Here is a 23,711-nt window from a genome sequence, read left to right as displayed (position 1 = left end):
CTTGCGCAGTCATGGGGTTTGTTGGCTGATCTGATTGCCGCGAATGATTTCCACCGCAGGCCTCGGCGCCGCGCCGGCACTCGCGGTGGCAGGTGCTCGCTGGGCACTGCCCAGGGCGAGCTGGGTGAACTGGAAGAGCTGGCTGTTGGCGCGATCCAGGTGCGCGGGCGATTGCGTTTCGCCGGCCCAATATTTGGCCAGCCGTTGTTCTTCGCTGCTGCGCACCGCGAGGCGTAACGTGCCGACCTGGGTTGCCAGCATCAGACGACTGAGCAGTTGTTCCGGCACCGCCAACACCACGGTGCGCGCGGCGATGCGGCGTTGGTCCTGTTTGATTTTTTCTTCGGCACTGAGGCTGGGCGAAGCCGGTTGGCCGTCATTGGTCAGGCCGTACTGATCGCCAATGCCGAGCACGCGCAGAGCCGGAATGGCGATCTGCGCCGACTGCTGCAGGTTGCTTGCATCCTCGCGCAGGTACAGCAGCACATCGACGTAATCGCCCGGCAGCAATTGCCCGGCAGCACCGATCACTTCATCGACGGCCACGGTCAGCGCGCGTTCATCGCGGCGGATCATTCGCGCCAGCGCACCGCCGGCCTGGAAGCTTTCGTCATTGAGCCACGTGCCGGCGCTGAGGTGGCGCCATGGCGTGCGGCCCACTGCCTGTTCGACAGTGGCCAGGCTGCCGGCCGGTGCGCTGCGCAGTTTTTCCACGGTCACGTCGGCGGCGGTCAACGGCGTGAACGGCGGCACGTCATGCAGCAGCACCACCACCGGTTGGCGGGTCTGGTCTTCGGCAATCGCGACAGTCTGTTCAACGCTGACCGCTGATGCCACGGGTGCGTCGACGACCGGGGCCGGCTGACGGCTGAGCACGAGTCCCCAGTAACCGACGAAAACTGCCCCCAGCAACAGCAACGCGGCAAGGCCCATGGTGACGCGACTGTTCATGACGGCTCTCCCTTTCCTGCTGCACAACCGACTGCATTTGCTTGCGAAAGGCGGACTGCTTCGGCAGCTATGAACATGCAACTATTTCGCTATTTCCAAGCTAGCTGATCCAAGCAAAAGCGCCATTAATGACAGGTAAATAACCCACCAAAGTCTGGGTTCTGCCCAATTGACTGCTGCAAAGGGCCGAGACACGCAGGGATTAATGCTTTGTGATTAATGCGTTCTTACAGTTGTTGCGCGGGGGTTTGTTGACAATGCTCAAGTGGCACGGTGGAACCTTGCCGCGGTGGTGATGTCGGCGCCAGAGGCGCGAAGGAGTGAAACTATGTTGGGTCTGAATCTGGATTATGTGATCGCCAGGGCTCGCGCGTTTGCCCGCAGCGAAGAGGGGGCTTCGGCGATCGAGTATGCGATTGTGGTGGCGATGGTGGCAGTGGTGGTTGTGGCATTCATAACGCCGATCGGGGAACGGATCCTGGCGATATTCGACAGCATTCTGAATGCACTTCCGGCTGCGACTCCTTAGGGCGTTGCGGACGTGTGAACACTGCACCTGGCTGATATCGCACTACACTGGATTAATTCTTCAGCATTCAGGTATTGCCCATGAACGCGTCTTCGTCGTCCCGCCAACAACTGCTTCTGGTTGATGATGAAGAAGACGCGTTGCTGGAGTTGGCAGAGTTGCTGGAGGGGGAGGGGTTTGCCTGTCATACCGCGACGTCGGTGAAGCTGGCATTGCATCATCTGACCCGGCATCCGGATATTGCTTTGGTGATTACTGATCTGCGCATGCCGGAGGAGTCGGGTATGTCGTTGATCAGGCGGTTGCGTGAGCATACGTCGCGGGAGCATTTGCCGGTGATTGTGATGTCGGGGCATGCGGATATGGAGGATGTCAGCGATATGTTGCGGTTGCAGGTGCTGGATCTGTTTCGCAAGCCGATTTATCACGTGAGGTTGTTGGAGACTCTCGATAATCTGTTTCCCAAGCCTCGGGTCGAGGTCGTGTGACTCGGCGGCCTTTGGGCCGACCGTGTTCTTGGGGGTGGGTGAATATCCGTTCCTGCGGGTGTTGCGGCTGGCGGTTTCGCCCTTACGACGACTCACTTTTTTTACAAACGCCCGGAATGCCGGCCCAGTAAAAAAGTAAGCAAAAAAACGCTTGCTCCTGCGTTCGGCCCTCGCAGGCTCGGGTTCCTTCGCTCCGGGACTGATCCGGGCGCAGCGGCTACGGTTTGCTTCGCTGCACCTCCTTGCGCTGTGTCTGGCTGCGCCAGACGGTCGCTGCGCTCCCACGCCCGGATCAATCCCTCCACTCAGCCTTCCGACGTCGCCGGTGGATCAAGATCAAAAGCTTTACTCGAGCTAACGCTCATCGTGTAGGAGCTGCCGAAGGCTGCGATCTTTAGCTTTTGCTTTTCTGCGGAAGCGGGTTTGCTCGCGAAAGCGGCCTGCCCGCCGACCTGTTCTTGAGTGTTACGCGATCCAACCGTAGGAGCTGCCGAAGGCTGCGATCTTTAGCTTTTGCTTTTCTGCGGAAGCGGGCTTGCTCGCGAAGGCGGCCTGCCCGCCACTACATCTCTCTGTGACTCACCACCTGCAACTGCTTTTCCCTCCCGTCACTCAGGCACCAGCCTGTCCAGTACGCGGTTGACCGCCAGTTCGCCCAGCATGATCACTTGCTGTATCCCCAACAGGGAGCTGCGCTGCGGTCCATCGATAAATCCGGCGAGGTCGCTGGCCATGATGCTCGCCGAGGCCAGTGATTCGCAGGCATGGACCAACAGGGTTTCGTTATCCGCAGCCGGGTCGACGAGGAAAAGCGTGCTGGGTTTGCGCGGTGCGGCAGGGTCTTTGATGAGGCGGGGGTTGAGGTAGTAATCGATGACGCGGTCGGCGGCTTCCTTGAGCTTTTGCGCTTCGAGGAGCGGATCGGCAACGGGTGGATCGGGCGTTATCTTTTTCACGGGCTCAGTCTCCTGATGGAGTAGGGCCGCAACCCGTTCGCGACTAAACGAAAGGGAGGCAGCTGCACGCAGGTTAGTCGACCGATGAGCCACGAAATCGGCGCGCCCGGAGGCGCCCTGCGCACAGCCACCATCAAGTGCAGGTATGCAATACCTGGCTGACAGGGACCTGTGCGGCGTGGACAAGCGGGCGACTAAACCCGACCACTGATGAGCAGTGGCAGGCAAACGATAGAACCCGCGCCCCAGGCGCACAAGCCGGCGGATTCTGGCGTAGCCGTAGGCAATGGCGCAAGGATTTGTGGGCTGTTGCTAGGTAACGGGGCGTGTGTTTAAACGGCTAGTTTAAGCGGTGCGATAGATCGATCGAATAGCCGAACCATTTCGCGTAGACGGTGTGTCAGTTGAAAGACTCCCGACTGACACGCCGCCGCTTCTCACAACTGATAACTGAAACTGATGCTGTACCGCGGCTTGCGATTGAACGTGTCCAGCGCTTCATCGGACATGGCCTTCGCCACTTCCAGGGCCACGTTGTAATACCTGGCATCACCAAAGCGCAGCCCGAGGGCAGTCGATGACAGGTTGTTGGCCTGCACCGGCAGTTGGTTGAACCAGCTGCGCGAGCGGTCGAGCACTACGTAGGGTTGCAGGATGCGCACCCAGTTGCCGTCGCGTTTGTAGCTGTAGTTGACCTCGTAGGCCACGCCCCAACCCTTGTCGCCCGAGGCCTGATCGTCGGGGTAGCCGCGGCCGAAATTCTGCCCGCCGAACACCGCGCGTTCGCTGTCGGGCAAGGTGTCGTCGCTCCAGTACAACGCGGCCGAGAGCACGCCTTGCCAGTTGTCGAGAAACTTGTCGCTCTGCACGCCGGACAGGCGCACGCGGAAGAAATCCAGGTCGATGTCGTCGTAGTTGGTGTGCGCGCCGAGGCTGTCGAAGCCCTGGTAAACGCCGGCGCTGAGGATGCGCAGTTGGCGGGCGTCGGCTTTGCGCCAGTCGCCTTCGAAGGCGAGGGCGCGGACGTCGGTGCGCAGTTCGGTGCTGAAGGGAAAGTTGATGCCGTCGTAGCGTGTCTTGTCGTCGACCGCATACAGGCGCGAGCCGGCGGTCAGCAGTTCGTTGGCGGAGGCGATCAGGGGCGTGCTGAAGCCGATCGAATAGCGATCGTTCTCGCGATGGGTACTCAGGCGTCCGCCACCGCCCACCAGCACTTCGGTGTTCGGGTCGGCGCGGTAACGCGAGGCCGAAACGTTGAGTTGCGTGCCCTCGGTGTCGAGGAACTGACTGTAGTCGAGACGGTAGTAATGTTCTTTGTCGTCGCCCGGCGGGAACAGGCCGCTGAGGCTCAACTGTTCGCCCATCGAGGTTTGCGAATTGCTGCTGACACCGAGCAACGCCTGCGGGCCGTTGCGGTTGTCTTCGGTGGTGCTCAGGGTACTGGTGAACGGTTTGCGACTGGCCTGGGCAACCAGAGTGGTCGCGCCATCGGTGGTGCCCGGCGGTGGCACTTGCGCTTGAATGGTTACCCCGGGAATGCGGCTCATCAGCGTGGTGTAGCGCTCGAAGGTCTTGCGCGTCAGTGGGCGTTCGGCCTGGATTTTCGCCGCCAGTTTGTCGAGCAGGCCTTTGACCCGGCCGATGTCGCCCTGCATCTGGATATCGCGCACGTAGCCCTCGACCAGCACCACCCGGGCCACGCCGTCATCGAAGTTCTGTTGCGGCAGGAACGCGTAGGACAACAGATAGCCATCCTGCTGATAACGGCGGGTGATGTTGCGCGTCGCTTCGATCAGTTCGGCCAGGCTGGCCTGGCGGCCGATCAGAGGCTTGTAGATTTGCGCGAGTTCGTTGAGCGGGTAGATCGTGCCGCCTTCGATCTGCACGGTCTTGAGGTTGACCCTGGTTTCCATCAGCAGTGGCTGTGCGGCGGTCGCGCCCGGGTCGGGCACTTGCAGCGGTGCCGCGCTCGGGCGATAGGCGTCGGCGGGCAGGTTGGGTACGGGCAGGTTGCGCGTGGTTTCATTACTGTTGAGAAAGCTGGGCAAGGTGTCGGCGAGGGCAACGGAACTGAGGCTCAGGCACAGCAGGGATGCCAGGACGCGCATAGGACACTCCATGGTCAGGACACAGCACGAGGCTGATTTTTCCTAAGAAAAAGCGGAAGACTCGTGGGAATCTTCCGCCCTCAACCAAGCGTAGGCGCTGTAGGTAAGGCCGTCGAATCGGCCAGGTGCAATTCAGCGTTGAGTGCCGCTCAACGCACCGGTCAGGCCGCCGAGTACACCGCCCAGACCACCGGTTGCGGTGCCGCCGCCGGTAGCAGTGCCACCGTTGACCAGACCACCCACTGCCGCCACCGTGCCGCCGACGTTGCTGACCAGACCGCCGACCGCTGTGGTGACCGGGTTGTTGGTTGCGGCAATCGCCCCGCCGAGACTGCCGACGGCCGCGCCGACCTGGCTGGTGATACCGGCAACCGGAGTGCCGAGACCCGTAGCGGCGCCGACCTGTTGAGTCACAGTGGTGACGGCGCTGGTGACCGGATTGAGGCCTGCACCGACTGCGGCGCCGACGCTGGCCAGCGGCGAAGTGGTTGCCGTGATCGGCGTGCCCGAGCCGCCGAGTACGGTGTTAAGCGAAGCAATCGTGTTGCCCAGCCCGCCAGCGGTGACACCGCCGGCACTGACCACGCCGCTGGTGCTGCCGGCATTCAGACCGCTGCCGACGTTGACCACGGCGCCACCGACGGTTTGCAGCAGGCCGGTGCCGCCAAGCCCGCCGCCGATGCCGCCGATGCCGCCAGTACCCGAGCCAGTGCCATTGGACACCAGACCGCCCGCTTTACCGACCGCCGTGCCAGTGTTGCTCAGGGCGCCGCCGAGGGTGTTGGTCAGGGCATTGCCGTTGCCGGCATCGGTGAGCTTGCCGCCGAGGCTGTTCACAGTGCCACCGACTGTCGCAATTGCCCCTTTGAGCGGATCACCCAGGCCGGTGGCAACGCCGAGTTTGTCGGTGGTGCTTTCAACCATGGCGATCACCGGCACCAGGCCGCTGCCGACCTTGTTGGTCAACTGGCTGGTCGGTCCGCTGGTCAGTGAGGTGTTGAGGGTGTCGCCGAGCATGGTGACTTTTTCGCCGATGCCATCGACCAGTGGCGCCACCCGGGTGACTACACCGCCAACGACGGGAACGCTACGGGTCGCAGTGTTCAGTTTGACGCTGAGGTCCGACACGCCGTCGCCAACATCGGAAACCACACCGCCAGCCGAGGCCACGGTGGTGGTCAGGCCGTTGGGGTCAGTGGCCAGTTTGCCGATGCCGTCAGTGACGCCATCGCCCAAGGTACTGACCACATTGCCGGTGGTGTTGGCCAGGCTTTGCACGATGCCGCCAGCGACCGGGACGGTGCTCAGTGAATCGCCGATCTGGCCGACGCCATCGCCGACACCGCTGACGGTTTTGCCGACGTCCTGAACAAGTGTTGTGGTTACCAGCGAAGGTGCAGCGGGATTGGTCGGGTTGGTGGGGTCGGTCGGGTCGGTCGGGTTGGTTGGATTGCTCGGATCGGTGCCGCCGCCTGTTCCGCCAGTGCCGCCAGTGCCGCCGGTTCCACCAGTGCCTGCGGTATCGCCGGCGGTGCCGCCAGTGCCGGCCGTATCGCCGCCGGTTCCGCCATCCGCGCCACCCGCGCCACCGCTGCCATCGGTGCCCGCTGTGCCGTCCGCCGTCGAGCTGCCCGAGCTGCTGCGATGTCCGCCACCACCGCTGCTGCAGCCGACGAGCCCTACAGAAAGAATCAGTGCCAGCGCGATTGCCGATTTGGACCACATCACTTGAGTTTTCATGATTGAGATTCCTGCACCTGTCACAACGTTACGTTGCCTTCGATGGCCCGCCGATCTGTCGTCGTCGATGCCTCGTCCGTGGCTGTAATCTCAGTCGAGGGCAGGTTTTTCACCATTCTCAAGTTGGTATTAACCCGTTTTTATAGCGGGCTCGGCGCTATGCCGAAGGACTAATACCCAGGTGATAAACGCGCAAAAAAAAGCCTTGAAATTCAAGGCTCGGTTTTTTATGAACGCGCCGGCAGGGCGGGGGAAAACGTAAGTGATATACACACAATTGACGGGCTCTCCCCGCGTCGCGGATCAAGCAATCGGTTGCCATTGAGCGACCATATGTTCCAGGTCGCCGGCGCCGACCAGGCGCAATTCACCGCTGGAGCCCGCCGCACTCGCCAGCAATGTCACGTCACTGGGCAGGCGCACCGGTTTGCGAAAATGCACGGCGACTTCCAGATTGGCTTTGGGCAGGTGATCGGAAAGTGCCGCCAGCGTGCGCGCCTTGTTCCACAAACCATGGGCGATCGCCGTGGGAAAACCGAACAGTTTTGCACTCGCCGCACTCAGGTGAATCGGGTTGTAGTCGCCGGAAACTTTCGCATACTGGCGACCGATATCGGCCGGCGCCGTCCAGCGCGCCACTTCCAGCAAATCCCGAGACGGCTGCCAGTCCTCAGCCAGCGCCTCGCCCTCGAGTTTCACGCCGCGACAGAGCATGCGGCTTTCGGCTTCCCACAACGGCCCGAGTTGATCGTCCAGGGTGGTGAGCAGATCGAATGTCGCGCCTTTGGCATGTGGCTGCAGGTTGTGCACCCGCACGCTGACTTGCGCGCGGCTGATCGCGCCCATTGGCCGCAGCACACGGATGCGGTTGCTCAGGTGAATCAGCCCCAGCAGCGGGAAAGGAAAATCCCTGGCCGTGAGCAATTGCATCTGCAAGGCGAAGGCGAGGATGTGTGGATAGGTCGGCGGCAGCAGGCCGTCATCGACGAACCCGCAGACCTTGCGATAAGCCGCCAGCCGCTTGCCGTCGATATCGACCCAGCAGCGCAGGCCGCTGTCCGGCAGTTGCGTGCCGGTGATTTTGCGTCGCGTCGCTGCGCGCGAATAAAGCCCCGGCAGACTCGGTTCACGATCCAGCGTGTGCCATTCGATGCTCATGCTCATGCCCCCAGAACGCTTTGCCCACAGACTCGCAGCGCTTGGCCGGTGAACGCACCTGTACCCGGTTGCGCCAGCCACGCTACAGCTTCGGCGACGTCTTGCGCCAAGCCGCCCTGGCCCAGCGAACTCATGCGGCGCCCGGCCTCGCGCAGGCCGAATGGAATGTGCGCAGTCATTTGCGTCTCGATAAAACCCGGGGCAACAGCGTTGATGCTGATGCCGCGTTCGAGCAGTGTCGGCGCCCAGGCTTGCGCCAGACCGATCAGACCGGCCTTGCTCGCCGCGTAGTTGGTCTGCCCGCGATTGCCGGCGATGCCGCTGATCGAGGCGAGCAGAACCAGCCGTGCGTTGTCGCGCAGGGTGCCGCTGTCGAGCAGGGCTTTGGTCAGCACTTGCGGCGCATTCAGGTTGACGGCCAGCACCGCGTCCCAGAACTCCGGGGTCATGTTGGCCAGGGTTTTGTCGCGCGTAATGCCGGCGTTGTGCACCAGGATGTCGAGGCCCTCGGGCAGGTGTTCGATCAATTGCGCGGCGGCGTCATCGGCGCAGATATCAAGAGTGATTGCGCGGCCACCGAGGCGGGCGGCGAGGGCTTCGAGGTCGGTTTTGGCCGGTGGTACATCGAGCAGAATCACCTCGGCGCCGTCACGGGCCAGGGTTTCGGCGATCGACGCGCCAATGCCGCGTGCAGCACCGGTGACCAACGCCTTGCGCCCGGCCAGCGGTCGGGTCCAGTCGGTGACTGGGGTGGCGCACGCGGTCAGGCGAATCACCTGGCCGGAAACGAAAGCACTTTTCGGCGAGAGGAAGAATCGCAGCGGGCCTTCCAGTTGATCTTCGGCACCGTCGCCGACGTAAATCAGCTGCAACGTGCCTCCGCTGCGCAGCTCCTTGGCCAGTGAACGCGAGAATCCTTCAAGCGCCCGTTGTGCACTGCAAGCGAACGGATCGCTCAGGGTCTCCGGCGCGCGACCGAGGATCACCAGGTGCGCGCTGTGGTCGAGATTCTTCATCAATGGCTGGAAAAATTCGCGCAGTTGTTTGAGCTGGTCGGTGTGCTGCAGTTCGCTGGCGTCGAACACCACCGCTTTGAGTTTCGGCCCGTGGCCGGGGATCCACGCGGTGGCCAGCGAGGGCTCGGTGCCGTAGCTGTAGATCGCATCGGTCAAGCGGTTGGCAAACACGCCGATCCGTTCGGCCAGCGGCCCGCCACCGATCAGCAAGGCGCCCTCGATCGGCCGCAGACGTCCGGCTTGCCAACGTTCCAGCCGCACCGGCGACGGCAGGCCCAAGGCCCCGACCAGACGATGGCCGAAGGATGAGTTGGCGAAGTCGATATAGCGGTCAGACATGGAACGCTCTCCAGAAGTTGGGGTTCAAAGTGTGGACTGCCTGCGGCAATCAATCGTTCGATCGGTGCAATAAGGCCTACGCTGGTTTAGCAGAGTAGACCACTGACGCTGTGGTAGCGGGCTTGCCCGCGATGGCGGAGTGTCAGCCGCTGAAGGGTTGGGAATGCCGCCCCCATCGCTGGCAAGCCAGCTCCCACAGGGTTCCATGTGAATCCGCAAAGTCCACAGGAGTTATTCATGACCCAGCTGCGCCGCGTCGCGATCATCGGCGGTAACCGTATCCCCTTCGCCCGCTCCAACGGACCGTACGCCACGGCCAGCAATCAGGCGATGCTCACCGCCGCCCTCGAAGGCCTGATCGAACGCTACAACCTGCACGGCCAGCGCATCGGCGAGGTGGTGGCGGGCGCGGTGCTTAAATTGTCACGGGATATGAACCTGACCCGCGAATGCGTGCTTGGCTCGCGCTTGTCTGCGGCGACGCCCGCCTATGACATTCAGCAAGCCTGCGGCACCGGTCTGGAAGCGGCATTGCTGGTGGCCAACAAGATTGCCCTCGGTCAGATCGACTGCGGCATCGCTGGCGGTGTCGACACCACCTCGGACGCGCCGATCAGTGTCAGCGAAGGCCTGCGCAGGGTCCTTCTGCAGGCCAACCGCGCCAAGAGCACCGGCGACAAGCTGAAAACCCTTCTGCAGTTGCGCCCCCAGCATTTGATCCCCGAATTCCCGCGCAACGGCGAGCCGCGCACTGGCCTGTCGATGGGCGAGCACTGTGAATTGATGGCGCAGACCTGGAATATTCCCCGCGAAGCGCAGGATCAACTCGCCCTCGAAAGCCACCACAAACTCGCCGCCTCCTACAGCGAGGGCTGGCACAACGATCTGATGACGCCATTCCTCGGCCTGACCCGCGACAACAACCTGCGCCCGGACCTGACCCTGGAAAAACTCGCCACGCTGAAACCGGCGTTCGAAAAAAGCGCCAGGGGCACCCTGACGGCAGGCAACTCCACGCCGCTCACCGATGGTGCTTCGCTGGTCTTGCTCGGCAGTGAAGAATGGGCCAAAGAGCGCGGCTTGCCGATCCTTGCCTACTTGCGCGACGGCGAAACGGCGGCGGTGGATTTCGTCAATGGCACCGAGGGCCTGCTGATGGCCCCGGTGTATGCCGTGCCACGCTTGCTGGCGCGCAATGGGCTGACGTTGCAGGATTTCGATTACTACGAAATTCACGAAGCGTTCGCCGCGCAGGTACTGTGCACGCTCAAGGCCTGGGAAGATGCGGAGTATTGCAAGACTCGACTGGGACTGGACGCGCCGCTGGGTTCGATAGACCGCAGCCGGCTCAACGTCAAGGGCAGTTCGCTGGCGGCGGGGCATCCATTTGCTGCGACGGGCGGGCGAATTGTGGCGAATCTGGCCAAGCTGCTGGAGGCGGCGGGTCGGGGGCGAGGGTTGATCTCGATTTGCGCGGCGGGCGGGCAGGGCGTCACCGTCATCATCGAACGCTGAGCCTTATTCCAATGTGGAGGCGAGCTTGCCCCCACAAGATCCTCGATGCATGTGCATGTCAGATTCTGTCGCAAATGCCCTTGCCGGCTGGTACCGATCAATGCCACGGTCTCGGCTATGATTCCCAGCGGTCGCTGCGGTGTGACCGCGATTTAACCGGCACAGTGTGTGCATCCTCAAGGTTCACAGGTCGGCAACCCCTCCCCGTCGGGCGAGGATTGCCGTATAACGAGTGACATTCGCGTGTTTGGTAATAAAGGACCCACAATAAAAGCTGATGAAGACTCCAAAACGCATTGAACCCCTGATCGAGGACGGTCTGGTCGACGAAGTGCTGCGTCCACTAATGAGTGGCAAAGAGGCAGCTGTTTATGTAGTGCGCTGCGGCAATCAGTTACGTTGCGCCAAGGTCTACAAGGAGGCTAACAAACGCAGTTTCCGCCAGGCGGCCGAATATCAGGAAGGCCGCAAGGTTCGCAACAGTCGTCAGGCGCGGGCCATGGCGAAGGGGTCCAAGTTCGGTCGCAAAGAGACCGAAGACGCCTGGCAGAACGCCGAAGTGGCGGCGCTGTTCCGCTTGGCCGGCGCCGGTGTGCGAGTGCCCAAACCCTATGACTTCCTCGACGGCGTGCTGTTGATGGAGCTGGTGGCCGACGAATTCGGCGACGCCGCGCCGCGTCTGAACGATGTGGTACTTGAGCCGGATCAGGCGCGCGAATATCACGCGTTCCTGATCTCGCAGATCGTGCTGATGTTGTGTACCGGTCTGGTGCACGGTGACCTCTCCGAGTTCAACGTGCTGCTGACACCGACCGGCCCGGTCATCATCGACCTGCCCCAGGCAGTCGACGCTGCGGGCAACAACCATGCGTTCAGCATGCTCGAACGTGACGTTGGCAACATGGCTTCGTACTTCGGCCGTTTCGCGCCGGAATTGAAGAAGACCAAGTACGCCAAGGAAATGTGGGCATTGTACGAAGCCGGCACCTTGCACCCGAACAGTGTGCTGACCGGCGAGTTCGACGATCCGGAAGACCTGGCCGATGTCGGCGGGGTGCTGCGAGAGATCGAAGCGGCGCGCCTCGACGAGGAACGCAAGCAAGCCATTCGCGCGGCGGACGACGCGCCGAAAGGCAAACCCGAAGAACCGCCTCCACCGCCGTGGATGCAGTGATCGCTTGATGGAAAACCCGGCTTCGGCCGGGTTTTTTGTGCCTGCGCTATTGCGCAATAGCGAGCATGCCCCTTGTGGGAGCTGCCGAAGGCTGCGATCTTTGTTGTTGCTTTTAAAAGGGCAAGATCAAAAGAACGTCCGAACGCGGCCCGAGCCTTCGGCAGCTCCTACAAGGACCGTATGTGAGCACCCCACGCAACACCCACCTGATCGTAAGCGCCCGGCTGATCTCCGATTTCGGCGCCTTCCTCAACATGGTCGCACTGGCCACTTACGTCTATTTGCTGAGCAACAGCGCCATGAGCGTCGGCGTCTTTCTTGCCAGTCGCGTCGGTGGCGGAATTTTTGCCAGCCTGATCGGCACACGGTTTTACCGACGCTGGCAGGGCCGCGCGCCGCTGATCGCTTTCGACCTGCTACGCGCCGTGCTGCTGGCACTGCTGCTTGTCACCCCGGCGAGTCAGCAAACCTGGCTGTTGCCAGTCATCGCCTTCGGCCTTGGCCTGGGCAATTCAATGTTCGCCATCGGCCTCAACAGCCAGTTGCCACGCTTGATCGAATCGGCGCAACTGCTCAAGGCGAATGCCTGGATAACCTCCGCCTCTTCAGCGGCAATGGTTGGCGGCAGTCTGGTGTCGGGGTTGCTGGTGGCCGCTTTTGGTTTCGAAACAGTCTTTGCCCTCAACGCGCTGACCTATTTACTCGCCGCGCTGCTGATCGTGCCGCTGCGTTTCGCACCGGCACAAATCAGCGAACAGCCCGAACGCGGCGAATGGTTTGCGCTCCGGCAGGGCCTGCGCTCGGCGCCGGTGGTGGCGGCGATGCTCGCAGTCACCATGGCGGATACCTTGGGCAGTGCGGCGCATAACGTCGGTTTCCCGATCATTTCGAAACTCCTCACACCCGATGCGGCGAGCACGACTCTGGGCCTCGCGCTGGCGGTCTGGGCCAGCGGCAAACTGCTCGGCGCGCGCATCGCCAGCCACCTGAAAGGCTCGGACAACAGCCATCTCGAGCGCCGGTTTTTCTGCGGCGTGGCGTTGATGTCGTGCGGTTTCATTCTGATGTTCCAGCAGCACAGTGTCTTGGGGCTGCTGCTGTTCGCCTTGCCGGCCGGGCTCGGTGACGGGGTGTCCGAAGTCAGTCTGATGTCTCGTCTGCAACGAGAGCCTGCGGCGTTACGCTTGCCGATTTTCAGCGTGCTGACCTTGCTGCAGATGACCGGTTTCGGCATCGGCATGCTCGTCGCCGCGCCCTTCTATGCGTGGTGGACGCCGGGTGCCGTGGTCATGCTGTTTCACGGCATTCCCTTGTGCACCCTGGGCGTTGTGACGCTGTTGCGGATCAGGCGCGAGCGGGTTTCGCGGCGCAGCCCGACGCCAATTCCTTGAGGATCGGGCAGTCCGGGCGATGGTCGCCACTGCAGTGCTCGACCAGATCCTGCAGGGTGTCGCGCAGCTCACCGAGCTCGCGGATCTTCTGGTTCAGCTCATCGATGTGCTGGCGCGCCAGGGCCTTAACGTCGGCGCTGGCACGCTGGCGATCCTGCCAGAGGGTCAACAGCTTGCCGACTTCCTCCAGAGAGAAGCCCAGATCCCGCGAACGTTTGATGAATGCCAGTGTGTGCAGGTCATCGCTGCCGTACACGCGGTAGCCGCTGTCGGTGCGATTGGCCGCTTTGAGCAGGCCGATCGACTCGTAATAGCGAATCATTTTTGCGCTCAGGCCACTTTGTCGGGCCGCTTGGCCGATGTTCATCGGTGTTCCTCCAGGTCCTTGGGTTTCCAGGTTTTCAACAGTAGCGCATTGCTCACCACGCTGACGCTCGACAATGCCATCGCCGCACCAGCCAGCACCGGATTGAGGAAGCCAAACACCGCCAGCGGAATGCCGATCAGGTTGTAGACGAAGGCCCAGAACAGGTTCTGACGAATCTTCGCGTAGGTCTTGCGGCTGATCTCCAGCGCCGCCGGCACCAGTCGCGGATCGCCGCGCATCAGAGTGATGCCGGCAGCGTGCATGGCGACATCGGTGCCGCCACCCATGGCGATGCCGATGTCTGCAGCGGCGAGGGCCGGGGCGTCGTTGATGCCGTCGCCGACCATGGCGACCACGCCGGTTTTCTTCAGCTCGGCCACCGTCGCGGCCTTGTCGGCAGGCAGCACTTCGGCGTGAACATTGCGGATGCCCAAGGCCTCGGCCACCGCGCGTGCGCTGCCGCGGTTGTCGCCGGTCAGCAGGTGGCTCTGGATATCCCGCGCGGCGAGTTGTTGCACCGCTTGCAATGCGCCGGGTTTCAGCGTGTCACCGAAGGCGAACAGGCCAAGCACTTGCGGCTCAGGGCTTTGTTCGATCAACCACGACAATGTGCGACCTTCGCTTTCCCAGGCCTCGGCGGATGCGCTCAAATTACCGGCGCGCAGACCGCTTTCGTCGAGCATCCGCCGATTGCCCAGCGCCAGATGCCGGCCATTTAGCGTGCCGGCAATTCCGCGTCCGGTCAGCGACTGGCTGTCGCTGATATCGGGCACGTTCAAGCCACGCTTGGCGGCTGCATCCAGCACGGCTTTGGCCAGCGGATGCTCGCTGCCGCGCTGCAACGCGCCGGCCAGTGTCAGCAGGTTTTCTTCGTCGCCGTCGACTGCACTGAAGTGAGCAATTCGCGGCGTGCCCGAGGTCAGGGTGCCGGTTTTATCGAACACCACACTGCTGACTTCATGGGCGCGCTCCAGCGCTTCGGCGTCCTTGATCAGAATCCCATGACGCGCCGCCACCCCAGTGCCGGCCATGATCGCGGTCGGGGTGGCGAGGCCGAGGGCGCACGGGCAGGCGATCACCAGCACGGCGACGGCATTGATCACCGCAGTTTCCAGCGGCGCACCATACAACCACCAGCCGATCAGCGTGGCCAAAGCGATCAGCAACACGGTCGGCACGAAAACCTGGCTGACCTTGTCGACCAATTTCTGAATCGGCGCTTTTGCCGCTTGTGCGTCTTCGACCAAACGAATGATCCGCGCCAGCACGGTTTCCGCACCGAGCGCCTGGGTGCGCACCAGCAAGCGACCCTCGCCGTTGATCGCGCCGCCGGTGACCTTGTCGCCCGGTTGTTTCGGCACCGGCAGGCTTTCGCCGCTGATCAGCGCTTCGTCGGCGTGGCTCTGACCTTCGACGACTTCGCCATCCACCGGGAAGCGTTCGCCGGGTTTGACCAGCACCAGATCGTCAAGGCGCAGGGCGCTGATGGCAACGTCCTGCTCACGCCCGTCAATCACTTGAGTCGCGCGCTCCGGCCGCAGTGCTTCGAGCGCACGGATGGCGCTGGCCGTCTGGCGTTTGGCGCGGCTCTCTAGATATTTGCCGAGCAGCACCAGCGCTATGACCACGGCCGAGGCTTCGAAATACAAGTGCGGCATGCGTCCGGCGGCGCTGGCCCATTCATACACGCTCAGGCCATAACCGGCGCTGGTGCCCAGGGCGACGAGCAGGTCCATGTTGCCGGCGCCAGCGCGCACGGCTTTCCACGCCGCGACATAAAAGCGTGCGCCGAAGATGAATTGCACGGGTGTGGCGAGGGCGAATTGCGCCCAGGCCGGGAGCATCCAGTGAATACCGAACGGCTGCAGGAACATCGGCAACACCAGCGGCAGAGCGAGGGCGATCGCGCAGATCAATGCCCAGCGCTCGCGGTGCAGGCGTTTTTGCTGGTCATTGGATTGCGGCGCTTCGGCTTGCCAGACGCTGGCCGAGTAACCGGCCTTGCTCACCGCGTCGAGCAGGGTTTGCGTATCGACCTGGCCGAGCAATTCAATGTGCGCACGTTCGTTGGCCAGATTGACGCTGACGCTGTTCACGCCGGCGACTTTGTTCAGGGCACGTTCGACGCGACCGACGCAGGACGCGCAGGTCATGCCGTCGATGCTCAGTTCGACGGTTTGCCTGGGCACGCTGTAGCCGGCGCGCTCCACGGCCTGCATCAGCGCCGGCAGGCTGTCACCGGGCGCCTGCACCCGGGCCTGCTCGGTGGCGAGGTTGACGCTGACGGCGCTGGCGCCGCTGACCTTGCGCAAGGCCCGCTCGACACGCCCGGCGCAACTGGCGCAAGTCATGCCGGAAATCGGCAGGTCGAAAGTGGTGGATTCGGACATCGGTCGCGCTCCCTGTAGTGAATGCCTACAGGATCAACCTTGCCATGCGGGCAAGGTCAAGCACCAGTTTCGCGATATGACGCAGTGCCAGAATGTGGGAGCGGGCTTGCTCGCGAAGGCGGCGTATCAGTCGCCATCATCGTTTGGTGACCCGCCGCATTCGCGAGCAAGCCCGCTCCACAGATCGCAAGTTCGGTCAGTAACCGAGGCCGGCAGGCTTGAGGTAGACGCCTTCGGCATTCATCGCCAGGCGAAACTTCAATACATCTCCGGCATGCAGCACAATTTCCTGCGAACCCGGCGCGAGCATGCCGGGATTGCAGCCCGGCGCCTGGCCCGGCAGCAGTTTCAAGCGCAGCGAGACCTTGCCCGGTGGCAAGTTGAAGGAAGTGCTCTGCTCCTGAAACAGACGCGCCGAGAGCTGGTCCTGGATGTACACGCCGATCTCGCACGAGGTCGCAACTTCAAGGCGTTCGCGGGAAATGATCAGTACTGCGTAATCCTCACCGGCGGCTTGCACCTGCGGGGCGGCGGCGAAGAGGCTGAGCAAGCCAAACAGGCTCAAAGCTGACCAGCGCATGGCTGAATCTCCTGAATTTCAGTCATTGATGCACGCAGCTTGGCCGAGCGCGGCGCCGAATGCCAGCCCGGCAGTTTCTCGCAGAACTTGACCTTGCCATCGTGGCAAGCTCGAAACTGCCGGCAATCTCACTCAAAGGAGTCTTCCCATGCAAGTGTTCAATGTTCAAGGCATGTCCTGCGGTCATTGCGTCAAAGCCATTACTCAAGCGGTGCAGGCCATGGACCCGGCAGCCAGCGTGCGCGTCGATCTGGCAGCCAGGGAAGTTGGGGTCGAAAGCGCGCTGAGTGCCGATCAGGTGATCGAAGCGATTCGCGAAGAGGGTTATGAAGTGAAGCTCGTCTGAAATTGATCGTTAGCGAGCTATCGGAATGTTCAAGGCGTCCGGGCGCGGCTAGACTGTCGGGCTGCGACTTGCCCACCTGGATGCCTGATGAATTTCCGCACGATTTTGATACTTGGCGCCTTGAGCGCTTTCGGTCCCTTGGCGATCGACTTCTACTTACCTGCGTTTCCCGCCATGGCGCTGGCGTTCGGCACCGATGAGCAGCATGTCCAGCTGACGCTGGCAGCGTACTTCCTCGGTTTGTCTCTGGGCCAACTGGCTTACGGGCCGATCTCCGATCGTTTTGGCCGGCGGCTTCCGCTACTCAGCGGCGTTGCTCTGTTCACGCTGGCGTCATTGGCCTGCGCCTACGCGCCGAGTCTGGAATGGCTGATCGGCGCGCGATTCGTTCAGGCACTCGGTGGCTGCGCAGGCATGGTGATTTCCCGTGCGGTGGTGGCCGACAAGTGCGACGCGGTGGGGTCGGCGAAGGTGTTTTCCCAGTTGATGCTGGTGATGGGCCTGGCGCCGATTCTGGCGCCGATGCTGGGTGGGCTGCTCGTCAACACCACCGGGTGGCAGTCGATTTTTCTGGTTCTGACCGGTTTCAGTGCGGCGGCAGGTCTGGCGGTGGCATTGGGTCTGCCCGAAAGCATGCCGGCCCACGTGCCACGCCAGCCGTTGTCCGGCGCGTTGCGCCAGTACGCGCGACTGGTCAAGGACTCGGTCTACCTCGGCCATGCCCTGACCGGCGGCATCGCCATCGCCGGGATGTTTGCCTATATCGCCGGTTCACCGTTTGTGTTCATCAAGCTCTACGGCGTACCGGCCGAGCATTTCGGCTGGCTATTCGGCACCAACGCGGCGGGCTTCATTCTGGTGGCGCAGGTCAATGCGCGTCTGCTGGCCAAACGTGGCCCGGCGTTTCTGCTGGTGCGCGCGGTGTGGGTGTATTTCCTCGCCGGGCTGACGTTACTGGCGGTCAGCGCAATGCGCCCGGAAGCGCTTTGGCCGTTGCTGATTCCGCTCTTCATCTGCATTGCCAGCCTCGGATGCATCATTCCCAACGCCTCGGCTTGCGCGATGAACGGTCAGGGCGCCCGCGCCGGCAGTGCGTCGGCGATGCTCGGTTGCCTGCAATTCAGCATCGCCGCCGGTGCCGCAGCATTGGTGGGGGCGTTGCACGATGGCAGCGCCGTGCCGATGGCCATGGTCATCAGCTTGTGCGGTTTGTTGGTGGTGGGCGTCGCGCTGCTCACCCGGCGTCTGCAGAATGCCCGGGCGCTGGCGCAAGCCCAGGGTTAAAGACCCGTTAAAAAACTCAGCCGGCGGCGCGCTGCTGGCTGGGTTCGGGGATCTGGTGGGGCGCGCAGAGTCGCGCTTCGAGGGTACGCGTGAAGGCCAGAGCCTCGGCTTCGCTGCGAAAGGTCACGACGTGCTGGTCCAGGCGCACTTGCCATTGAGACTTTGCCACTTCTTTTATCAAGATCTTCATTGCTGACCTCCCTTGCGTAAAAGATGTATCGCAGAGGCTTCGATTGTAGACCCCGATTCCCGCGCAATTGTGACAAGGGTCAAGCAACTGACTGACGGCAAAAAACCTCGCAGCCGCTCTGGCAGAGCAGCGACTGCGAGGTTTTGTGTTTTTAGAAACCTTCTAAAACAATTTTCCCCTTGGCCTTGCCGCTTTCCAGCAATTCATGGGCGCGACGCAAGTTGGCCGCGTTGATCACGCCGAAGTGCTCGCCCAGAGTGGTCTTCAAAGTGCCCGCGTCAATCAGCTCGGCGACGCGGTTGAGCAGCTTGTGCTGTTCGATCATGTCCGGCGTTTCGAACAGCGAACGGGTGTACATGAATTCCCAGTGCAGCGACAGGCTCTTGCGCTTGAGCAGGCTGATATCGAGCGACTTCGGATCATCGATCAGTGCCAGTTTGCCTTGCGGCGCGAGGGCTTCGACCAGTTGCGGCAAATGCTGATCAGTCTGGGTCAGGCTGGCAACATGGGTCACGCTGTCGATTCCGGCGCGCTTGAGTTCTTCGCTCAGCGGCTGGCTGTGATCGATGACCAGGTCGGCACCCAGTTCGCTGACCCAGTCGCGGGTTTGCGCGCGGGAGGCGGTGCCGATCACTTTCAGGCCGGTCAACTGCTTGGCCAATTGGGTGAGGATCGAGCCGACTCCGCCCGCCGCGCCGACGATCAGCAGGCTTTGGCCTTGATCGGTGCTGCCTTCGCTGACTTGCAGGCGCTCGAAAAGCAATTCCCATGCGGTGATCGCGGTCAGCGGCAGCGCGGCGGCTTCGGCGAAACCAAGGGACTTGGGCATGTGGCCGACGATGCGCTCATCGACAACGTGCAGCTCGCTGTTGCCACCGGCCCGGGCAATCGATCCGGCGTAGAAAACCTTGTCGCCCGCCTTGAACAGGGTGACGTCGCTGCCGACGGCCTTGACCACACCGGCAACGTCCCAGCCCAGCACTTTCGCCGCACCGTTTTCCGGCGCCGCGTTCTGCCGCACTTTAGTGTCGACCGGGTTGACCGAGATGGCTTTGACTTCCACCAGCAGATCGCGCGGACCGGCAAGCGGTTCTGGCAGTTCGATGTCCTGCAGGGATTTGGCGTCGCTGATCGGCAGGGACGCGTAATAGGCGATGGCTTTCATAAGTGGCTCCGTACAGTTAATAGAAGAAGAAATCAGGCAATCGCGCCTAGGCGCTTGAGCTGAAAGTGTTCGATGGCGTGGCCGGCGCTGGTCTGAAAATTCAGAAAATGCGCGCTGGCGTTATGCGCCTCAAGAATCTCGTCACTGGCCCACTGTTCGATCACATAAAAAACCTGCGGATCGGCGAGGTCGCGGTGCAGGTCGTACTGCCCACAACCTGGCTCGGCGCGGCTCGGTTCGACGAGGGCGCGCAGGGCCTGTTCGAGAACGTCCTGCTGGCCGGTTTTGGCGGTCAGTGTGGCGACAGCGGTAAAGGGCTGGGACATGCGTGGACTCCAAAGTCGGGACGAAATCGATGGGGGCCATCATTGGCTATTTCTCTGCACGATAAAACCGGCTAAAAGAGCAGTCTCCTTCAATATTTTTTTGATAATCGGTGCTGCGCATGCTGCGTTTCGATGACTTGCAGTTGTTTGTCCGTGCTGCGGACCTGGGTAGCCTGTCGGCGGCGGCACGGGTGATGGACATGTCCGCAGCCGTGGCCAGCGCGGCATTGAAGCGCATCGAGCAACAACTCGGTGCGCGGCTGCTCGCGCGATCGACCCGCAGCCTGCGCCTGACCGCCGAGGGCGAAGGCTTCCTCGAATATGCCCGCGCCGCCCTGAGCAATCTCGATGAAGGGCGTCGTCTGCTCGCCAGCGGTCAGGATCAGGTCAGCGGGATCCTGCAGCTGTCGGCGCCGTCGGACTTCGGGCGCAATCTGCTGCTGCCGTGGCTCGACGCATTTCAGCGAGAGCACCCGAAACTGACCGTGCGGTTGTTGCTTGGCGACCGGATCGCCGATTTGTTCCGGCAACCGGTAGACATTGCTCTGCGCTATGGCGAGCCGGAAGATTCCAGCCTGATCGCCTTGCCCATCGCCCCGCACAATCGCCGCGTGCTGTGCGCATCCCCCGATTATCTGGCCCGGCATGGCGAGCCGCGTCAGCTCGAGCAACTGGCTCAGCACAATTGCCTGCTCTACATGCTCGGCAGTCGCGTTCATGACCATTGGAGTTTTCACGATGGCAAACGCGAAGTCAGCCTGACCGTCAGCGGCGACCGCTTCAGCGATGATGCCGACGTCGTGCGGTTATGGGCACTGGCGGGCGCCGGCATCGCCTACAAATCCTGGCTCGACGTCGGCACCGATGTGCTGGCCGGGCGCCTGAAAGTGCTGATGCCGGAACTGCTGTGCGAGCGCGCACCGCTGAATCTGTTGTGCGCCCATCGCGCACAATTGAGTAAGCCGGTGAACCTGCTGAGAGAGATGCTCGCCAGCCGATGCGCCGAATTGAATAGTCAGTTTCCCGGCTTTCTCAAAAGTTGATCATTAGTCGCAGGTAAATAGAGAAATTTCTGTCAGGAACAATCGCCAACTGCGCAGGTACAGGCGCAGGACGTCTGGCTTAACCCGCTTATACTAGCGCCCGCCTCATGCTTGCACTGACACCTGGCGCGCAGATCCCGTAACGCGTTGCCGGCTTTTTGGTGGCGGTTGCAACTCTGCTGCAAGGTTGTGTGCCGGAGCAGCTGGTGTCGGTGGCAAGCATTGCCCCGATCCAGGGCGGTTTTCGCGTGTTGGCCGATCAGCCATTAGCGGCCAAGATGTCTCCGAGCGGTAGACGATACGATTCGACAGGGAGTGAACAAATGGAAAATGCACCGTGCATCAGCCAGATCGCGACATTGCTGGCCGACCCCAAGCGCAGCGCAATGATGTGGGCGTTGATGGATGGCTCGGCGCGGCAAGCCGAGGAGCTGGCGTTGCTGGCCGGGCTCTCGCCGTCGTCGGCCAGTGCGCATCTGGGGCGACTGTCCGCAGGTGGACTGTTGAACATCGAAATGCGTGGGCGCAAACGCTTCTTCCGCCTGGCAGCGCCGGAGGTGGGCGCGGCGATCGAGGCGCTGGCCAGCGCCACCATTGCCAGCGCACCACGGCAAGTGCCTGCCGCGCTGAAACACACCACGCCGATGGTCAAGCCGCAGGCGGCGCCGTCTTCGCTGTTGCGCGCGCGGTTCTGCGACGATCATCTGGGCGGCACTCTGGCAGCCGACCTGTATCAGCGCCTGCTCGATGCGGGCTGGATCGAACAACTCGAGCAACGAGTCGTGGTGACGCACAAGGGCTCAACCCGACTGGCCCAGCGCGGCGTGTTCATTCAGGCCCTGGCGCACCGCAACGTGCAGGTCGCTTGCGCCTGCCCGGACTGGAGCGAGCGCCGTCCGCACATGGGCGGCTCACTGGGCGCGGCGCTATTGCAGTTGTTCATGCAGTCCGGCTGGCTGACCTTGCCCAACGATTCGCGTGCCTTGCAGTTGACCGCCATCGGCCAGTGCGAAATTCATCGCTTTGCCAAGGAAACCGAGCTGGAAACAGCGTTCTAGAGCGCTGCTCCGGGATGAACTGAAGCGCAACGTCGCCTACGGCTGTGAACAGGTCGCATCCAGTACGACCTCTGAATGACCATCACGCACACTCGATCCGGGGATTTTCCGGATGGGGAGCGCAACATGAATACACAACGCTTTAGCGCGGCAGAGCGCCTGGAACGGCTGCCGCTCAGTGGTTATCACCGCGTCATTTTCATCATCATTGCCCTGGCGTTTTTCTTCGATTCCATGGATCTGGCGATGATGACGTTCCTGCTCGGCTCGATCAAAGCCGAGTTCGGCCTGAGCAGTGCGCAAGCCGGCCTGCTGGCCAGCTCGAGCTTCTTCGGCATGGTGCTCGGGGCGTCGTTGTCGGGAATGCTCGCCGACCGCTTCGGGCGCAAACCGGTTTTTCAGTGGAGCATCGTGTTGTGGGGTGTGGCCAGTTACCTGTGCTCGACGGCGCAGACCGTGGAAACGCTGACGCTGTTGCGCATCCTGCTGGGAATCGGCATGGGCATGGAGTTTCCCATCGCCCAATCGATGCTGTCGGAGCTGATTCCGGCGCAACGCCGTGGCCGTTACATCGCATTGATGGACGGCTTCTGGCCGCTGGGTTTTGTCGCGGCCGGCGTACTCTCGTATTTTCTGCTGCCGCTGATTGGCTGGCGCGATATCTTTCTGGTGCTGGCGGTGCCGGCGGTGTTTGTTCTGGCGATCCGCTTTTTCATTCCCGAGTCGCCGCGTTGGCTGGAACAGGCCGGGCGCGAAGCCGACGCGGACAAGGTGTTGGACGGCATCGAAAAGCGCGTGTGTGCTTCGCTGCGCGGTGCGGCGTTGCCGGAGCCTGTTCGTTTGCCACGCACGGTGACGCCGCCGGGTAATTTTTTCTCGGCTCTCAAACAGATCTGGTCGCCGCAGTATCGCCAGCGCACGACGATGATCTGGAGCCTGTGGTTCTTCGCATTGCTGGGCTTTTACGGGCTGACTTCCTGGCTCAGCGCCTTGCTGCAGCAATCGGGTTTCGCCGTGACGCAGTCGGTGTACTACACGGTGCTGATCTCGCTCGGCGGGATTCCCGGCTTCCTCATGGCGGCGTGGCTGGTCGAGCGTTGGGGGCGTAAACCGGTGTGTATCGTCACCTTGCTCGGCGGCGGGGTGATGGCGTTTTTGTATGGGCAGAGCGCGGTGTTCGGCGGCAACGTGGCGTTGCTGATTGGCACCGGGTTGTTGATGCAATTCTTTCTGTTCGGCATGTGGGCGGTGCTCTACACCTACACGCCGGAGCTTTACCCGACGTCGGCACGGGCAACCGGCTCTGGGTTCGCCTCGGCGATCGGTCGCGTTGGCTCATTACTCGGGCCACTGGTGACCGGGCTGGTGTTCCCGATTACCGGGCAGGGCGGAGTGTTCGCGCTGGGCGCGGCATGCTTTGCGATAGCGGCGGGCGTGGTGTGGCTGTTCGGGATGGAGACGCGGGGCAAAACACTGGAGGAGCTGACCGAAGCACAAGTTATTGGCTGAACCCTGAACCAACTGTGGGAGCGAGCTTGCTTGCGAAAGCGGTGTATCAAACAACATCTTCGTTGAATGACAGACCGTATTCGCGAGC

Annotated in this window: 22 protein-coding genes; 10 read left to right on the top strand and 12 right to left on the bottom strand. The window is 62.2% G+C overall.

Translation table 11 applies throughout. The annotated features are described in order from the left end of the window. Positions 1 to 9: 9 nt before the first annotated feature. The gene (gene cpaB, locus ACP7D9_RS24260) at positions 10 to 951 is read right to left on the bottom strand and encodes a Flp pilus assembly protein CpaB (protein ID WP_426159826.1); all 942 of its coding nucleotides are present in this window, start codon (positions 949 to 951) and stop codon (positions 10 to 12) included. 328 nt (positions 952 to 1,279) lie between these two features. On the opposite strand from cpaB, the gene ACP7D9_RS24255 reads away from it, so the two are divergent. Continuing rightward, positions 1,280 to 1,480 (top strand): Flp family type IVb pilin, encoded by a 201-nt coding sequence (locus ACP7D9_RS24255; protein ID WP_178081171.1) that lies wholly within the window; start codon positions 1,280 to 1,282, stop codon positions 1,478 to 1,480. 80 nt (positions 1,481 to 1,560) lie between these two features. Beyond that, positions 1,561 to 1,968: a response regulator gene (locus tag ACP7D9_RS24250; protein WP_101158263.1), complete on the top strand. Its 408-nt coding sequence runs from the start codon at positions 1,561 to 1,563 to the stop codon at positions 1,966 to 1,968. A 608-nt stretch (positions 1,969 to 2,576) separates the two neighbouring features. Here the strand turns inward: ACP7D9_RS24250 and ACP7D9_RS24245 are convergent. The 5 genes from ACP7D9_RS24245 to ACP7D9_RS24225 all read right to left on the bottom strand — a co-directional run bounded on the left by ACP7D9_RS24245 (position 2,577) and on the right by ACP7D9_RS24225 (position 9,285). After that, positions 2,577 to 2,924 carry a DUF6124 family protein gene (locus ACP7D9_RS24245; RefSeq protein ID WP_426159825.1) on the bottom strand — a complete coding sequence of 116 codons (348 nt, stop codon included), beginning with the start codon at positions 2,922 to 2,924 and terminating at the stop codon, positions 2,577 to 2,579. Between the two features lie 437 nt (positions 2,925 to 3,361). Continuing rightward, positions 3,362 to 5,032 carry a ShlB/FhaC/HecB family hemolysin secretion/activation protein gene (locus ACP7D9_RS24240; protein ID WP_426159824.1) on the bottom strand — a complete coding sequence of 557 codons (1,671 nt, stop codon included), beginning with the start codon at positions 5,030 to 5,032 and terminating at the stop codon, positions 3,362 to 3,364. A 132-nt stretch (positions 5,033 to 5,164) separates the two neighbouring features. Continuing rightward, positions 5,165 to 6,772, bottom strand: a complete 1,608-nt coding sequence (locus ACP7D9_RS24235; RefSeq protein ID WP_426159823.1) for a collagen-like triple helix repeat-containing protein — start codon at positions 6,770 to 6,772, stop codon at positions 5,165 to 5,167. 303 nt (positions 6,773 to 7,075) lie between these two features. Further along, complete coding sequence (locus ACP7D9_RS24230; protein WP_397479416.1) at positions 7,076 to 7,930, bottom strand: MaoC family dehydratase; 855 nt, start codon at positions 7,928 to 7,930, stop codon at positions 7,076 to 7,078. Between the two features lie 2 nt (positions 7,931 to 7,932). After that, positions 7,933 to 9,285: a 3-oxoacyl-ACP reductase gene (locus ACP7D9_RS24225; RefSeq protein WP_426159822.1), complete on the bottom strand. Its 1,353-nt coding sequence runs from the start codon at positions 9,283 to 9,285 to the stop codon at positions 7,933 to 7,935. Between the two features lie 237 nt (positions 9,286 to 9,522). On the opposite strand from ACP7D9_RS24225, the gene ACP7D9_RS24220 reads away from it, so the two are divergent. From ACP7D9_RS24220 to ACP7D9_RS24210, 3 genes are all read left to right on the top strand, one after another. Then, the gene (locus tag ACP7D9_RS24220) at positions 9,523 to 10,800 is read left to right on the top strand and encodes an acetyl-CoA C-acetyltransferase (RefSeq protein WP_101158244.1); all 1,278 of its coding nucleotides are present in this window, start codon (positions 9,523 to 9,525) and stop codon (positions 10,798 to 10,800) included. A 277-nt stretch (positions 10,801 to 11,077) separates the two neighbouring features. After that, a complete protein-coding gene (locus tag ACP7D9_RS24215; RefSeq protein ID WP_016771829.1) occupies positions 11,078 to 11,974 on the top strand; it encodes a PA4780 family RIO1-like protein kinase in 897 nt (298 codons plus the stop codon). A 182-nt stretch (positions 11,975 to 12,156) separates the two neighbouring features. Then, positions 12,157 to 13,365 (top strand): MFS transporter, encoded by a 1,209-nt coding sequence (locus ACP7D9_RS24210; RefSeq protein WP_426159821.1) that lies wholly within the window; start codon positions 12,157 to 12,159, stop codon positions 13,363 to 13,365. On the opposite strand, the gene cueR is transcribed toward ACP7D9_RS24210, so the two are convergent. The 3 genes from cueR to ACP7D9_RS24195 form a co-directional block, all read right to left on the bottom strand. After that, entirely contained in the window at positions 13,319 to 13,732 is a 414-nt protein-coding gene (gene cueR, locus ACP7D9_RS24205) for a Cu(I)-responsive transcriptional regulator (RefSeq protein ID WP_312997293.1), read from the bottom strand. The two genes, ACP7D9_RS24210 and cueR, sit on opposite strands and share 47 nt — an antisense overlap. Next, positions 13,729 to 16,122, bottom strand: a complete 2,394-nt coding sequence (gene cueA, locus ACP7D9_RS24200) for a copper resistance metal-translocating P1-type ATPase CueA (protein WP_426159820.1) — start codon at positions 16,120 to 16,122, stop codon at positions 13,729 to 13,731. Before cueA ends, cueR begins: the two co-directional genes overlap by 4 nt. Positions 16,123 to 16,318: 196 nt before the next feature. Then, positions 16,319 to 16,702, bottom strand: a complete 384-nt coding sequence (locus ACP7D9_RS24195; protein ID WP_101158236.1) for a hypothetical protein — start codon at positions 16,700 to 16,702, stop codon at positions 16,319 to 16,321. A gap of 148 nt (positions 16,703 to 16,850) precedes the next feature. Here ACP7D9_RS24195 and ACP7D9_RS24190 point away from each other — a divergent pair, with 148 nt between their 5' ends. Together ACP7D9_RS24190 and ACP7D9_RS24185 are read left to right on the top strand one after the other, a co-directional pair. Beyond that, on the top strand, positions 16,851 to 17,048 hold the full coding sequence (locus tag ACP7D9_RS24190) for a cation transporter (RefSeq protein ID WP_101158234.1): 198 nt from the start codon (positions 16,851 to 16,853) through the stop codon (positions 17,046 to 17,048). An 87-nt stretch (positions 17,049 to 17,135) separates the two neighbouring features. After that, positions 17,136 to 18,332, top strand: coding sequence for a multidrug effflux MFS transporter (locus ACP7D9_RS24185; protein ID WP_101158232.1), 1,197 nt, complete (start codon positions 17,136 to 17,138; stop codon positions 18,330 to 18,332). A 16-nt stretch (positions 18,333 to 18,348) separates the two neighbouring features. On the opposite strand, the gene ACP7D9_RS24180 is transcribed toward ACP7D9_RS24185, so the two are convergent. From ACP7D9_RS24180 to ACP7D9_RS24170, 3 genes are all read right to left on the bottom strand, one after another. Then, positions 18,349 to 18,522 (bottom strand): hypothetical protein, encoded by a 174-nt coding sequence (locus tag ACP7D9_RS24180; protein ID WP_178081170.1) that lies wholly within the window; start codon positions 18,520 to 18,522, stop codon positions 18,349 to 18,351. Between the two features lie 151 nt (positions 18,523 to 18,673). Next, on the bottom strand, positions 18,674 to 19,687 hold the full coding sequence (locus ACP7D9_RS24175; RefSeq protein ID WP_101158230.1) for a zinc-binding alcohol dehydrogenase family protein: 1,014 nt from the start codon (positions 19,685 to 19,687) through the stop codon (positions 18,674 to 18,676). Between the two features lie 32 nt (positions 19,688 to 19,719). Continuing rightward, positions 19,720 to 20,013, bottom strand: a complete 294-nt coding sequence (locus ACP7D9_RS24170; RefSeq protein ID WP_101158228.1) for a putative quinol monooxygenase — start codon at positions 20,011 to 20,013, stop codon at positions 19,720 to 19,722. 119 nt (positions 20,014 to 20,132) lie between these two features. On the opposite strand from ACP7D9_RS24170, the gene ACP7D9_RS24165 reads away from it, so the two are divergent. From ACP7D9_RS24165 to ACP7D9_RS24155, 3 genes are all read left to right on the top strand, one after another. Continuing rightward, positions 20,133 to 21,056 carry a LysR family transcriptional regulator gene (locus ACP7D9_RS24165; protein WP_426159819.1) on the top strand — a complete coding sequence of 308 codons (924 nt, stop codon included), beginning with the start codon at positions 20,133 to 20,135 and terminating at the stop codon, positions 21,054 to 21,056. 323 nt (positions 21,057 to 21,379) lie between these two features. Further along, on the top strand, positions 21,380 to 22,114 hold the full coding sequence (locus tag ACP7D9_RS24160; RefSeq protein ID WP_426159818.1) for an ArsR/SmtB family transcription factor: 735 nt from the start codon (positions 21,380 to 21,382) through the stop codon (positions 22,112 to 22,114). A 126-nt stretch (positions 22,115 to 22,240) separates the two neighbouring features. Further along, positions 22,241 to 23,623: an MFS transporter gene (locus tag ACP7D9_RS24155; protein WP_426159817.1), complete on the top strand. Its 1,383-nt coding sequence runs from the start codon at positions 22,241 to 22,243 to the stop codon at positions 23,621 to 23,623. The last annotated feature ends 88 nt before the right edge of the window (positions 23,624 to 23,711 follow it).

Origin of the sequence: Pseudomonas sp. TSRC2-2, from assembly GCF_049897785.1 — a bacterium.
In the GTDB taxonomy this organism is placed as follows: Bacteria; Pseudomonadota; Gammaproteobacteria; order Pseudomonadales; family Pseudomonadaceae; genus Aquipseudomonas.
Note: the sequence above shows the minus strand (reverse complement) of the source record. Positions and strands in the feature narration are given on the sequence as shown.